Genomic DNA, 14319 nt, shown 5'->3' on the forward strand with positions numbered 1-14319 from the left:
ATGATAAAAATCCCGGGTAGGGGCTGCAAGATTACCCAACGGACCGCGAATCCCGAGGGACAAAAAAACCGCCACATTGTCGTTGGCGGTTTTTTTATGGCTACGATGTCGCGTCGTATCAGTAGAAATCGCAGGTTGCTTTCTCGGCCTGATCCATCCACACCGGCTTTTCGCTGGTTTTCGCCCAGACGCGGTGCAGGTAGCTGTAAAAACGTGCGCGATCTTTCCAGAACAGCATCACCGGCAGGGCCAGCACGCCAGCCACTACGGCGAAAGTGCGACGCATGAACACGATATGAGCCGGATACTCTTTATAAAGATCCATATTTTCTCCCCTATAGTTGGCCGGAAACGTCATCCGGAAAATTCGAAATTTGTGAGCTGGATAAAATAATATCGCTTTGCGTGTAATTTTACTACTCATCCGACCACTTATTTTCATCCATTTAGTGAATATTTACACTCACGCCGTAATTAAGTTACAAAAAAGCTAACGATTTACTTATCAATAGTTAAATTGTGGACTTTCCATTTTTATACTTTTTTTACACCCCTCCCCCCGATTTTTGCGAAATCTTTGCGCCGTAAATCCTACCGTTAGCACCATTACAAATGTCACCCGGAGGTGGAGTGTGAGTGCAGGTCTGATTGCCGGCATCGTGCTGGTGTTCCTGTTAATGGCTTATCTGATTTATGCCCTGATTAATGCGGAGGCATTCTGATGGCTGCTCAGGCGTTTTTGCTTATTGCCAGCTTTTTACTGGTGCTGTTTGTGCTCTCCAGGCCGCTGGGAACCGCGCTGGCGCGGCTGATCGGCAACGCGCCATTGCCGGGCACGAGAACGATTGAAAATGTGCTCTGGCGCGTTTCAGGTATAAACGATCAGGAAATGAACTGGCGTCAGTATCTGATGGCGATACTGCTGCTGAATATCGTGGGGCTTATTGCCCTTTTTGCGATGCTCATGCTCCAGGGGAGCCTGCCGTTAAACCCGCAACGGCTACCCGGTTTATCCTGGCACCTGGCGCTGAACACGGCGGTCAGTTTTGTGACCAACACTAACTGGCAGTCTTACGCCGGTGAAACAACGCTCAGCTACTTCAGCCAGATGGTAGGGTTAACCGTGCAAAACTTTCTGTCTGCGGCCAGCGGTATCGCGGTGATCTTCGCCCTGACGCGCGCCTTTGCCCGCCAGAATGTCAGCACGCTCGGCAACGCGTGGGTTGATGTCACGCGCATTACCCTTTGGGTCCTGGTTCCTGTTGCGCTGCTTATTGCCCTGTTCTTTATTCAGCAAGGCACCCTGCAAAACCTGCTGCCTTATACCCCTTACACCTCGCTTGAAGGAACCGGGGGACTTCTGCCGATGGGGCCAGTTGCATCGCAGGAAGCGATCAAGATGCTGGGGACCAACGGCGGCGGCTTCTTCAACGCCAATTCATCCCATCCGTTTGAAAACCCAACGGCATTGACCAATTTTGTGCAGATGCTGGCGATCTTCCTGATCCCCACCGCGCTCTGTTTCGCCTTTGGTGATGTGGTTAACGATCGCCGCCAGGGCCGCACGCTGCTGTGGGCGATGACGCTCATCTTCGTGGTCTGCGTAGCCCTGGTGATGTGGGCCGAATGGAACGGCAACAGCCACTTCATGCCGCTGGGGGCCAACAGCAATATTAACCTGGAAGGCAAAGAGAGCCGCTTCGGCGTTCTTGCCAGCAGCCTTTATGCGGTGGTCACCACGGCGGCCTCCTGCGGGGCGGTGAACGCCATGCACGACTCTTTCACCGCGCTCGGCGGCATGATTCCGATGTGGCTGATGCAGATTGGCGAGGTGGTCTTCGGTGGGGTCGGCTCGGGGCTGTACGGCATGCTGCTATTCGTTCTGCTGGCGGTGTTTATCGCCGGGCTGATGATTGGCCGCACGCCGGAGTATCTCGGTAAAAAAATCGACGTTCGCGAGATGAAGTTAACCGCGCTGGCGATCCTGGTCACCCCCGCCCTTGTGCTGCTCGGCACCGCCCTGGCGCTGATGACCGAGGCAGGCCGCAGCGGCATCTTTAACCCGGGCATCCACGGCTTTAGCGAAGTGCTGTATGCCGTGTCTTCCGCCGCCAACAACAACGGCAGCGCCTTTGCCGGGCTAAGCGCCAACTCGCCGTTCTGGAACTGTCTGCTGGCGTTCTGCATGTTCGTTGGGCGTTTCGGTGTGATTATTCCCGTCATGGCAATCGCTGGAGCACTGGTGAATAAGAAAATCCAGCCGACCACCGCCGGTACGTTACCGACTCACGGCGCGCTGTTCGTCGGCCTGCTGATTGGCACCGTCCTGCTGGTGGGCGCCCTGACCTTTATCCCCGCCCTCGCGTTAGGCCCGGTTGCGGAAACTCTCTCTTTACGCTGATTTTGCGGAGAATTTGTCATGAGTCGTAAACAACTGGCCCTGCTCGAACCGTCCTTAGTTCGTCAGGCCCTTATGGATGCGGTAAAAAAACTGAGCCCGCGCGTGCAGTGGCACAACCCGGTGATGTTTATCGTCTGGATGGGGAGCTTACTCACCACCGCGCTGGCGATTGCCATGGGAACGGGCCACCTGGCGGGCAATGCAGCCTTTACCGGCGCCATCAGCCTGTGGCTGTGGTTTACCGTGCTGTTCGCCAACTTCGCCGAAGCGCTGGCAGAAGGCCGCAGTAAAGCACAGGCTAACAGCCTGAAAGGGGTAAAAAAGACCGCCTTTGCGCGCAAATTACGTGAACCGAAATATGGCGCGGAAATGGATCACGTTCCGGCGGATGAACTGCGTAAAGGTGACGTGGTGCTGGTGGAAGCCGGCGACATCATCCCCTGCGACGGGGAGGTCATTGAAGGCGGCGCATCGGTGGACGAAAGCGCCATCACCGGGGAATCCGCCCCGGTGATCCGCGAGTCCGGCGGCGACTTCGCCTCCGTAACGGGCGGGACCCGCATTCTTTCCGACTGGCTGGTGATCCAGTGCAGCGTTAACCCGGGCGAAACTTTCCTCGACCGGATGATCGCTATGGTCGAAGGCGCACAGCGTCGTAAAACACCGAACGAAATTGCCCTGACCATTCTGCTGGTGGCGCTTACCCTCGTCTTCCTGCTGGCAACGGCGACCCTGTGGCCGTTCTCCGCCTACGGCGGCACGGCGGTCAGCGTTACCGTGCTGGTGGCCCTGCTGGTGTGCCTTATCCCCACGACGATCGGCGGCCTGCTTTCCGCAATTGGCGTGGCGGGGATGAGCCGCATGCTGGGCGCGAACGTTATCGCCACCAGCGGACGCGCCGTGGAAGCGGCGGGCGACGTAGACGTGCTGTTGCTGGATAAAACCGGGACCATCACCCTGGGGAATCGTCAGGCATCTGAATTTTTACCCGCCCCCGGCGTGGATGAAAAAACGCTGGCGGATGCGGCGCAACTCTCCTCTCTGGCCGATGAAACGCCGGAAGGCCGCAGCATCGTGATCCTGGCCAAGCAGCGCTTCAACCTGCGCCAGCGCGACGTGCAGAGCCTGCACGCCACCTTCGTGCCGTTCACCGCGCAAACCCGGATGAGTGGGATCAATATTCAGGACCGGATGATCCGTAAAGGGTCGGTTGACGCCATTCGTCGTCATATTGAGGCAAACAATGGCCACTTCCCGCCTGAGGTGGACAAGCTGGTTGAAAACGTGGCGCGTCAGGGGGCGACACCTCTGGTGGTGGCGGAAGGAGCAAGCGTGCTGGGCGTGATAGCCCTGAAGGATATCGTTAAAGGCGGTATCAAGGAGCGTTTCGCCCAGATGCGCAAGATGGGCATCAAAACGGTGATGATCACCGGGGATAACCGCCTCACCGCGGCCGCCATTGCTGCCGAAGCGGGCGTGGATGATTTTCTCTCCGAAGCGACGCCGGAAGCCAAGCTGGCACTCATTCGCCAGTATCAGGCGGAAGGCCGTCTGGTGGCGATGACGGGCGATGGCACTAACGATGCCCCGGCGCTGGCGCAGGCCGACGTGGCGGTGGCGATGAACTCCGGTACGCAGGCAGCAAAAGAGGCGGGCAACATGGTCGACCTCGATTCGAACCCGACCAAGCTGATCGAAGTGGTGCATATCGGCAAACAGATGCTGATGACGCGCGGCTCGCTGACCACGTTTAGCATCGCCAACGACGTGGCGAAGTATTTCGCCATTATCCCGGCGGCGTTTGCGGCGACCTATCCGCAGCTGAACGCCCTGAACGTGATGCACCTGCACTCCCCGGCGTCGGCCATCATGAGCGCGGTGATTTTCAACGCCCTGATCATTGTCTTCCTCATCCCGCTGGCGCTGAAAGGGGTGAGCTATAAGCCGCTGACGGCCGCCGCCATGCTGCGCCGCAACCTGTGGATTTACGGCCTGGGTGGGCTGGTGGTGCCCTTTATCGGGATCAAGGTTATCGACGTGCTGTTAACGCTGTTTGGGCTGGTTTAAAGGTGAATCAAATGACGATGTTACGTCCCGCTATACTGTTGTTTATTCTGCTGTCTCTGATTACCGGCGGACTTTACCCGCTGGTGACCACGGCGCTCGGCCAGTGGTGGTTTAAGGACCAGGCCAACGGCTCGCTGATTATCCAGAAGGGTGAAAACCGGGGCTCGCGCCTGATTGGGCAGAACTTCACGGGCGCAGGCTACTTCCAGGGACGCCCTTCCGCCACTGCGGAAAGCCCGTATAATCCAATGGCGTCCGGCGGCAGCAATCTGGCAGGCAGCAATCCCGCGCTGGATAAAGCCATCGCTGAACGCGTTGCCGCCCTGCGCGCCGCCAATCCGCAGGCCAGCCGTGATGTGCCGGTTGAGCTGGTCACCGCGTCGGCAAGCGGGCTGGACTACAGCCTGACGCCGGACGCGGCGGCATGGCAAATTCCACGCGTGGCCGCCGCCCGCCAGCTGCCCTTCGAACAGGTGAGCAAGCTGGTCGCAGAGCACACGCAAAAGCCGCTGGTCAGCTTCATCGGCATGCCGGTAGTGAACATTGTTGAGCTGAATCTGGCGCTGGACGCGCTAAGGAAAAACTAAATGACCGACGAGCCCATGCGCCCGGATCCGGACAGGCTGCTTGAACAGACGGCGGAAGCCCATCGCGGCAAGCTGAAAATTTTTTTCGGTGCCTGTGCGGGCGTCGGGAAAACCTTCGCCATGCTGACGGAAGCCCAGCGGCTGCGGGCGCAGGGGCTTGATATTCTCATCGGCGTGGTGGAAACCCACGGTCGCAAAGAGACGGCGGCGCTGCTGACGGGGCTGGCGACGCAGCCGCCCCAGCGCATTAACCATCGCGGGCGGCTGGTCGCGGAGTTCGATCTGGATGCCGCCCTCGCCCGCCGACCTGCGCTCATTCTGATGGACGAACTGGCGCACAGCAACGCGCCGGGCTCGCGTCATCCGAAGCGCTGGCAGGATGTTGAGGAGCTGCTTGAAGCCGGTATCGACGTCTTCACCACGGTGAATGTTCAGCATCTGGAAAGTCTGAACGACGTGGTGAGCGGCGTCACCGGCATTCAGGTGCGGGAGACCGTCCCCGATCCGTTTTTTGATTCTGCCGATGAGGTTGTTCTGGTTGACCTGCCGCCGGACGATCTGCGCCAGCGCCTGCACGAAGGCAAGGTGTATATTGCCGGCCAGGCCGAACGCGCCATCGAACATTTCTTCCGCAAGGGAAACCTGATTGCCCTGCGCGAGCTGGCCCTGCGCCGCACTGCCGATCGCGTTGATGATCAGATGCGCGCCTGGCGAGACCTACAGGGGCGAGAGCGCGTCTGGCACACGCGGGACGCCATTCTGTTATGCATTGGCCACGGCAGCGGCAATGAAAAGCTGGTCCGCACCGCCGCCCGGCTTGCGGCAAAGTTTGGCAGCGTCTGGCACGCGGTATACGTCGAAACGCCGCAGCTTCACGCTCTGCCTGAGAATCAGCGCCGCGCCATTCTGAGCGCGCTGCGGCTGGCTCAGGAGCTGGGCGCGGAAACCGCAACCCTTTCCGATCCGCAGGAAGATAAAGCCATTCTGCGCTACGCGCGCGAGCACAACCTGGGCAAGATTGTCATTGGGCGTCGCCAGCATCGCCGCTGGTTTAGCCGGGAATCTTTCGCCGACAGGCTGGCACGCCGCGCGCCGGATCTCGATTTAGTCATCGTCGCGCTGGATGACAGACCCGCTCCCCTGCCCAACCGCGCGCCGGACGCCCGCGCCTTTGGCGATAAATGGCGCATGCAGATCCGCGGCTGCCTGGTGGCCGTGGTGCTCTGCGCCCTGATTACGGTGATTGCCAGCCAGTGGCTCATCGCCTTCGACGCCGCCAATCTGGTCATGATTTATCTGCTGGGCGTCGTCGTGGTCGCCCTCTTTTACGGCCGCTGGCCGTCGGTGCTGGCAACGGTGATCAACGTCGTCAGCTTCGATCTGTTCTTTATTGCGCCACGCGGGACGCTTGCCGTCTCGGACGTGCAGTACATTCTGACTTTTGCCGTGATGCTTACCGTCGGGCTGGTGATCGGGAACCTGACGGCGGGCGTGCGCTACCAGGCGCGCATTGCCCGCTACCGCGAGCAGCGCACGCGACATCTTTACGAAATGTCAAAATCGCTGGCGGTCGGCCGCACGCAGCAGGATATCGTCCAGACCAGCGAGCAGTATATCCGCTCAACGTTTCATGCCAGCAACCTGATTTTACTCCCCGACGAGCACGGACATCTTCGCCCGCTTACCTCGCCTTCGGGCATGACACCGTGGGATGAAGCGATTGCCCGCTGGAGCTTCGACAAAGGGTTACCCGCCGGTGCCGGAACCGACACCCTGCCCGGCGTGCCTTACCAGATCCTGCCGCTGCGCAGCGCGGATAAAAACCACGGGCTGGTCATCGTGGAGCCGTCTAACCAACGCCAGCTGATGATCCCCGAGCAGCAGCGCCTGCTGGAAACCTTCACCCTGCTGGTCGCCAGCGCCCTTGAGCGGCTGGCGCTTACCGCCAGCGAAGAGCAGGCGCGGCTGGCAAGCGAGCGTGAAAGTATCCGCAACTCGCTGCTGGCGGCGCTTTCCCACGATCTGCGCACCCCGCTCACCGTGCTGTTTGGTCAGTCCGAAATTCTCACGCTGGATCTGGCGGCGGAAGGGTCGAAGCATGCGGTACAGGCCAGCGAAATTCGCCAGCACGTGCTGAATACCACGCGCCTGGTGAATAACCTGCTGGACATGGCGCGCATTCAGTCCGGCGGTTTTAACCTCAAAAAAGAGTGGCTTACGCTTGAAGAGGTTGTCGGCAGCGCGCTGAAGATGCTGGAGCCGGGTCTGGGTGGACGCCATATTGCGCTGAACATGCCGGAACCCCTGACGCTCATACATGTTGATGGCCCGCTGTTTGAGCGCGTCCTGATTAATCTTCTGGAAAACGCGGCTAAATACGCAGGAGCAAAAGCGCAGATTGGGATCGCCGCCGGGGTCGATACGCAGACGCTGCGGCTTGAGATCTGGGATACCGGGCCGGGTATTCCGGCGGGTCAGGAGCGCGCCATTTTCGAAAAATTTGCGCGCGGCAATAAGGAATCCGCCATTCCGGGCGTTGGGCTGGGACTCGCGATCTGCCAGGCGATTGTCGACGTGCATGGCGGCACCATTTCAGCCGAGAACCGCCCGGAAGGTGGCGCGCGCTTTTGTGTTACACTTCCTCTTGAAACTCCACCAGAACTTGATGATTTACCAGAGGATATGTGATTAACGTTCTGATTGTTGAAGATGAGCTCGCTATCAGCCGATTTCTGCGTACCGCGCTGGAAGGCGACGGTTTGCGCGTTCATGAAGCCGGTACGCTTCAACGGGGGTTAATCGAAGCCGCGACCCGCAAGCCGGACCTGGTGATTCTGGATCTGGGGCTCCCGGATGGCGACGGCATTGATTTTATTCGCGAAGTGCGTCAGTGGAGCCAGATGCCGATTCTGGTCCTTTCAGCCCGCACCGAAGAGGCGGATAAAATCGCCGCGCTGGATGCCGGAGCGGATGATTATCTGATTAAACCGTTTGGCATTGGCGAGCTACAGGCCCGGCTTCGTGTGGCGCTGCGTCGTCACAGTGCCACAACCCCTTCTGATCCGGTGTACGCCTTTGGCGATATCCGCGTCGATCTTGCTGCCCGCCGCATTGTGCGAGGAGAAGAAGAGGTTCACCTCACGCCCATCGAATTTCGTCTGCTGGCCGTGCTGCTCAACAACCATGGAAAAGTGCTAACGCAGCGACAGCTCTTAAGCCAGGTCTGGGGGCCGAATGCTGTTGAGCATAGTCACTATTTACGCATTTATATGGGACACCTTCGCCAGAAACTTGAAGCCGATCCCGCGCGTCCGCGTCATTTATTAACAGAAACCGGTATTGGCTATCGGTTTATGATCTGAATAAGTATTCAAATCAATCTTAAATAAAGAAAGTCATCACCCTGAATATGCCATGAAAATAATGCAGAGGTTATTTTCATGGCTATATTCGTCCTTCCCAAACACAATTCAAACACCAATTTAACATCAAGCCAACAAAACAGCATTTTGATCTGCATTATTCATCAAAAACGACTAATTATTTCTGAAATGATCGGTTAATGGTGATCTGATTCACAGTTAATCCCTTTTTCCTGGATAAAATGACCATGCTTTCAATTACTGAAAGGAAACTGAACATGGAAAACAATAATCGTTTAATGCCCCATATAAGGCGGACAACACATATCATGATGTTTGCCCACCGTAACTGTTTTGACTTTCATCTCTTCAACGCCCGGTAGTCCTTCGACTTCTGGCGCATCTGCTTACAGGTCTTCCTGAAACTTGCTATTTTACAGGCGCTTGCCTGCGAACACCTGCGCTCACTTTCTGCAATTCAGATTCTCCGCAACCGGGCGGACTGAATTCTACTCAGCAAAAAGCAATTAACTGATTTCGTATCAGCGGCCACGCTTTGCTTTTTTTTCCCGGAAATAATCGATTTCTTTATTGCAAGAAGTCGAGGGCCCCATATTGCCTGAAATAAAGAGAAAAAGATGAAAACGTTAAAAATTGCCGTCAGCCGTGCCTGTCCTGAATGCTTTACCACGTCGCGTGAAATTGTGGATGTCAGCGCATCGGACTATATTGATGTGGCAGCCGTGGTGCTGGCCGTCAGCGATATTTTCACCGGCGCCATAGAAGAAATAGACGCCACAGGATTTGGTATTCCGGTGTTTATTGCCACCCATAAAGAAGAAAGGGTTCCGGCTGAATATTTGTCCCGTATTCACGGCGTTTTTGAGTACTCTGATACCAGCAATGAATTCTACGGACGCCAGCTTGAAGCGGCGGCGCAGAAGTACGAAACCCAGCTTCGCCCGCCGTTCTTCCGCGCGCTGGTCGATTACGTCCAGCAGGGGAACAGCGCGTTTGACTGCCCGGGGCACCAGGGAGGCCAGTTCTTCCGCCGCCATCCGGCGGGGAATCAGTTTGTCGATTTCTTTGGCGAAACACTATTCCGCGCCGATCTGTGCAACGCCGATGTGGCAATGGGCGATCTGCTGATCCACGAGGGCGCGCCCTGCATCGCCCAGCAGCATGCGGCAAAGGTCTTTAATGCCGATAAAACCTACTTCGTGCTGAACGGCACCTCCTCATCCAACAAGGTGGTGCTCAATGCGCTGCTCACGCCGGGCGATCTGGTGCTGTTCGATCGCAATAACCATAAATCTAATCACCACGGCGCGCTGTTACAGGCAGGAGCGACGCCGGTTTATCTCGAAACGGCGCGCAACCCGTACGGGTTTATCGGCGGTATCGACGCGCACTGTTTTGAAGAGAGCTACCTGCGGGAGCTGGTGTCAGAAGTCGCGCCTGGCCGCGCGCGGGATGAACGTCCGTTCCGCCTGGCGGTGATCCAGCTGGGCACCTACGACGGCACCATCTATAACGCCCGTCAGGTGGTGGATAAGATTGGTCACCTCTGTGACTACATTCTGTTTGACTCCGCCTGGGTCGGCTACGAGCAGTTTATCCCGATGATGGCCGACTGCTCGCCGCTGCTGCTGGAGCTGAACGAAAACGATCCGGGCATTCTGGTTACCCAGTCGGTGCATAAGCAGCAGGCGGGTTTCTCGCAAACCTCGCAAATCCATAAGAAGGACAGCCATATCAAAGGCCAGCCGCGCTATGTCCCGCATAAGCGACTCAACAACGCCTTCATGATGCACGCCTCCACCAGCCCCTTTTATCCGCTGTTTGCCGCCCTGGATATCAACGCCCGCATGCATGAGGGGCAAAGTGGGCGCAACATGTGGATGGACTGCGTCGTGACGGGTATCGACGCGCGAAAACTGATCCTTCAGAACTGTCAGTTTATTCGCCCATTTGTGCCGGAGACGGTGGACGGCCGTCCGTGGGAAAGCTGGGATACGGCGGAAATCGCCACCGATCTGCGCTTCTTCCATTTCGTCCCGGGCGAACGCTGGCACGCATTCGAGGGATATGCCGAGCATCAGTATTTTATCGATCCGTGCAAGCTGCTGCTGACCACGCCGGGCATCAACGCCCGTACCGGTGAGTACGATGATTTCGGCGTGCCCGCCACCATCCTTGCCAACTTCCTGCGTGAAAACGGCATCGTGCCGGAAAAATGCGACCTCAACTCCATTCTCTTCCTGCTCACCCCGGCGGAGGACATGGGCAAATTGCAGCAGCTCGTCGCCCAGCTGGTGCGCTTCGAAAAACTGCTCCAGAGCGATGTGCCGCTAAAAGAGGTTCTGCCCTCTCTTTGTAAGCAACATCCGGATCGTTACGCGGATTACACCCTGCGCCAGATTTGTCAGGAGATGCATGACCTTTATGCCCGCCACAATGTGAAACAACTGCAAAAAGAGATGTTCCGTAAGTCTCACTTCCCGCGCGTCATGATGAACCCGCAGGAGGCGAACTACGCGTACCTGCGCGGTGAGGTCGAACTGGTCTCCCTGCGCGATGCACAAGGCCGTATCGCCGCCGAAGGTGCGCTGCCTTACCCACCGGGGGTGCTGTGCGTGGTGCCGGGTGAAGTCTGGGGCGGTTCCGTGCTGCGCTACTTTGCCGCACTGGAAGACGGAATCAACCTGCTGCCGGGCTTTGCGCCGGAGTTACAGGGGGTTTACATCGAGGAGCGTGACGGGCGCAAAGAGGTGCGCTGCTACGTCATCAAACAACCTGCCGCTCAGCCAGCGCTGCTGAAAGGAGAAAAATTATGAGTAAAGCTAACAAGATGGGCGTAGTGCAACTCACTATTCTCACCATGGTGAACATGATGGGTTCCGGGATCATCATGCTGCCTACCAAGCTTGCTGAGGTGGGGACCATTTCGATTATCTCCTGGCTCGTGACCGCCGTGGGCTCGATGGCGCTGGCGTGGGCGTTTGCCAAGTGCGGAATGTTCAGCCGCAAGTCAGGCGGGATGGGGGGCTATGCCGAATATGCGTTCGGTAAGTCCGGTAACTTTATGGCGAACTACACCTACGGCGTGTCGCTGCTGATCGCTAACGTGGCGATTGCCATTTCCGCTGTCGGTTACGGCACGGAGCTGTTTGGCGCGACGCTGACCCCGGTGCAGATTGGGCTGGCAACCATCGGCGTGCTGTGGATCTGTACCGTCGCCAACTTTGGCGGCGCGCGCATCACCGGACAACTCAGCAGCATTACCGTCTGGGGCGTGATCATCCCGGTGGTCGGTCTGTGCATCATCGGCTGGTTCTGGTTCAGCCCGACGCTGTACGCCAACTCCTGGAACCCGCACCACGTGCCGTTCTTCACCGCCGTGGGCTCGTCCATCGCCATGACGCTGTGGGCTTTCCTCGGTCTGGAATCGGCCTGTGCGAATGCTGAAGTGGTGGAAAACCCGGAGAAGAACGTGCCCATCGCGGTTCTCGGCGGAACGCTGGGCGCGGCGGTGATCTACATCATTTCGACCAACGTGATTGCGGGGATTGTGCCCAACATGGATCTGGCTAACTCCACGGCACCGTTCGGGCTGGCGTTTGCGCAGATGTTTACGCCGGAGGTGGGGAAAGTCATCATGGGGCTGATGGTGATGTCCTGCTGCGGCTCGCTGCTAGGCTGGCAGTTCACCATCGCTCAGGTGTTTAAATCTTCAGCTGACGAAGGGTATTTCCCGAAAATCTTCTCCCGCGTCACCAAAGCGGATGCGCCGGTACAGGGCATGCTGGCGATTGTGATTTTCCAGAGCGGTTTGTCACTCATGACCATCAGCCCGTCGCTGAACAGCCAGTTTAACGTGCTGGTAAACCTGGCGGTGGTGACGAACATCATTCCGTACATTCTGTCGATGGCGGCGCTGGTGATTATTCAGAAGGTGGCGAAGGTGGATCCGCGCAAAGCCCGTGCGGCCAATATCGTGGCGCTGATTGGCGCGATCTATAGCTTCTACGCGCTCTACTCGTCCGGCCAGGAAGCAATGCTGTATGGCGCGATGGTGACCTTTATGGGCTGGACGCTGTATGGTCTGGTCTCACCACGGTTTGAACTGAAGAACAAGCATAGTTAAAAAAAAGCCCGGTGGCGCTATCGCTTACCGGGCCTACGATCGCTGTTGTAGGCCGGGCAAACGCAGTGCCGCCCGGCACACAAACCGCACTTACGCGTTTTTCAGCACTTCGCTGACAATCTCTACCGCTTCTTTCTCAATCTGCTGACGGTGCTCAGCGCCGAGGAAGCTTTCGCAATAGATTTTGTACGCATCTTCCGTACCGGATGGACGCGCCGCGAACCAGCCGTTTTCGGTCATCACCTTCAGGCCGCCGATGGCCGCGCCGTTGCCCGGAGCCGCCGTCAGACGCGCGGTGATCGGGTCACCTGCCAGCGTGCTGGCGCTGACCATTTCCGGAGACAGTTTTGACAGGGCTGCTTTTTGCGCAGACGTGGCGCCCGCCTGAATACGGTTATAGCTTGGCGCGCCAAAACGTTCCGCCAGCTCGTTGTAATGTTCCTGCGGGTTCTTACCGGTAACTGCGGTGATTTCCGCCGCCAGCAGGCACATGATGATGCCGTCTTTATCGGTTGACCATGGGGTGCCGTCAAAGCGCAGGAAGGATGCACCCGCGCTCTCTTCACCACCAAAGCCAAAGCTGCCGTCGTGCAGGCCGTCAACAAACCACTTGAAGCCCACCGGCACTTCCACCAGCTTACGGCCCAGTGCGTCGACCACGCGGTCAATCATGGCGGAAGAGACCAGCGTTTTACCAACCGCCACCTCTTTGCCCCACTGCGGACGGTGCTGGAACAGGTAGTTGATGGCAACGGCCAGATAGTGGTTCGGGTTCATCAGCCCTGCCGGGGTAACGATACCGTGACGGTCGTAGTCCGGGTCGTTGGCAAAGGCCAGGTCGAACTTGTCACGCAGCGCCAGCAGGCCAGCCATTGCGCATTCGGAGGAGCAGTCCATACGGATCGCGCCGTCTTTATCCAGGTGCATAAAGCGGAACGTCTGATCGACGTGATCGTTCACGATGGTCAGATCCAGCTTGTAATGCTCGGCAATGCGTTTCCAGTATTCGATACCGGAACCGCCCAGCGGATCCACGCCCAGCTTCAGGCCAGCTTTCTGGATCGCGGCCATATCGACGATATCCGCCAGCCCTTCCACAAACGGCTGCACCAAATCCTGCTCTTTCACATGACCGGAGGCCATGGCTTCATCCAGCGAGATACGCTTCACGCCGTTCAGGCCATTTGCCAGCAATGCGTTGGCGCGATCTTCCACCACTTTCGTGACGTTGGTATCTGCCGGGCCACCGTTAGGTGGGTTGTACTTGATGCCGCCATCTTCCGGTGGGTTGTGGGACGGGGTGATCACAATGCCGTCAGCCTGCGCGCCCCCTTTTTTGTTGTGTACCAGAATAGCGTTAGACACCGCAGGCGTTGGCGTGAAACCGTTGTTCTCCTGAACAATCACGTCTACGCCGTTTGCCGCCAGCACTTCCAGCACGGAGATAAAAGCAGGTTCAGACAGGGCGTGGGTATCTTTCCCAACATAGCACGGACCGGTGACGCCATTTTTCGCGCGCTCTTCCGCGATGGCCTGAGCAATGGCCAGAATGTGCGGTTCGTTAAAGCTGTGGCGCGCCGCGCTGCCGCGGTGGCCAGATGTACCAAACTTCACTGCGTGTTCTGCGTTGCCCACGACCGGCTTCAGCACGTAGTACTGCGCGGTCAGTTGAGCGACGTTAATCAAATCGCGTTGTTGTGCAGGTTGTCCTGCACGGCTGTGATTTGCCATTGCCTGGTCCTTCTGATGCAAGGG

At 57.8% G+C, this 14319-nt stretch carries 11 protein-coding genes; 9 read left to right on the forward strand and 2 right to left on the reverse strand.

Going from position 1 to position 14319, the window contains the following annotated elements; genetic code table 11:
- Positions 1-118 precede the first annotated feature (118 nt).
- Positions 119-325, reverse strand: a complete 207-nt coding sequence (locus IM267_RS06275) for a YbfA family protein (protein ID WP_014069366.1) — start codon at positions 323-325, stop codon at positions 119-121.
- Positions 326-632: 307 nt separating this feature from the next.
- On the opposite strand from IM267_RS06275, the gene kdpF reads away from it, so the two are divergent.
- The 9 genes from kdpF (at position 633) to potE (ending at position 12564) form a co-directional block, all read left to right on the forward strand.
- Positions 633-722, forward strand: a complete 90-nt coding sequence (gene kdpF / locus IM267_RS21515) for a K(+)-transporting ATPase subunit F (protein ID WP_080473261.1) — start codon at positions 633-635, stop codon at positions 720-722.
- Positions 722-2401, forward strand: a complete 1680-nt coding sequence (gene kdpA, locus IM267_RS06285; RefSeq protein WP_193033021.1) for a potassium-transporting ATPase subunit KdpA — start codon at positions 722-724, stop codon at positions 2399-2401. The genes kdpF and kdpA overlap by 1 nt, the downstream gene beginning before the upstream one ends.
- An 18-nt stretch (positions 2402-2419) precedes the next feature.
- The gene (kdpB, locus tag IM267_RS06290; RefSeq protein WP_131636184.1) at positions 2420-4468 is read left to right on the forward strand and encodes a potassium-transporting ATPase subunit KdpB; all 2049 of its coding nucleotides are present in this window, start codon (positions 2420-2422) and stop codon (positions 4466-4468) included.
- An 11-nt stretch (positions 4469-4479) separates the two neighbouring features.
- Positions 4480-5055 (forward strand): potassium-transporting ATPase subunit KdpC, encoded by a 576-nt coding sequence (gene kdpC, locus IM267_RS06295; protein ID WP_193033022.1) that lies wholly within the window; start codon positions 4480-4482, stop codon positions 5053-5055.
- Positions 5056-7743, forward strand: a complete 2688-nt coding sequence (kdpD, locus tag IM267_RS06300; RefSeq protein ID WP_193033023.1) for a two-component system sensor histidine kinase KdpD — start codon at positions 5056-5058, stop codon at positions 7741-7743. It begins immediately after the preceding gene.
- A complete protein-coding gene (kdpE, locus tag IM267_RS06305; RefSeq protein ID WP_063866098.1) occupies positions 7740-8417 on the forward strand; it encodes a two-component system response regulator KdpE in 678 nt (225 codons plus the stop codon). The genes kdpD and kdpE overlap by 4 nt, the downstream gene beginning before the upstream one ends.
- Positions 8418-8695: 278 nt before the next feature.
- Positions 8696-8800, forward strand: coding sequence for a leader peptide SpeFL (gene speFL / locus IM267_RS06310; protein WP_003858645.1), 105 nt, complete (start codon positions 8696-8698; stop codon positions 8798-8800).
- Between the two features lie 255 nt (positions 8801-9055).
- Complete coding sequence (gene speF, locus IM267_RS06315) at positions 9056-11254, forward strand: ornithine decarboxylase SpeF (protein WP_193033024.1); 2199 nt, start codon at positions 9056-9058, stop codon at positions 11252-11254.
- A complete protein-coding gene (gene potE / locus IM267_RS06320; protein ID WP_006809601.1) occupies positions 11251-12564 on the forward strand; it encodes a putrescine-ornithine antiporter in 1314 nt (437 codons plus the stop codon). Before speF ends, potE begins: the two co-directional genes overlap by 4 nt.
- Before the next feature lie 90 nt (positions 12565-12654).
- Here the strand turns inward: potE and pgm are convergent, their stop codons facing one another.
- Positions 12655-14295: a phosphoglucomutase (alpha-D-glucose-1,6-bisphosphate-dependent) gene (gene pgm, locus IM267_RS06325; RefSeq protein ID WP_063449358.1), complete on the reverse strand. Its 1641-nt coding sequence runs from the start codon at positions 14293-14295 to the stop codon at positions 12655-12657.
- Between the last annotated feature and the right edge of the window lie 24 nt (positions 14296-14319).

Source organism: Enterobacter cloacae complex sp. P15RS, assembly GCF_014895905.1.
Classification (GTDB): domain Bacteria; phylum Pseudomonadota; class Gammaproteobacteria; order Enterobacterales; family Enterobacteriaceae; genus Enterobacter; species Enterobacter quasihormaechei.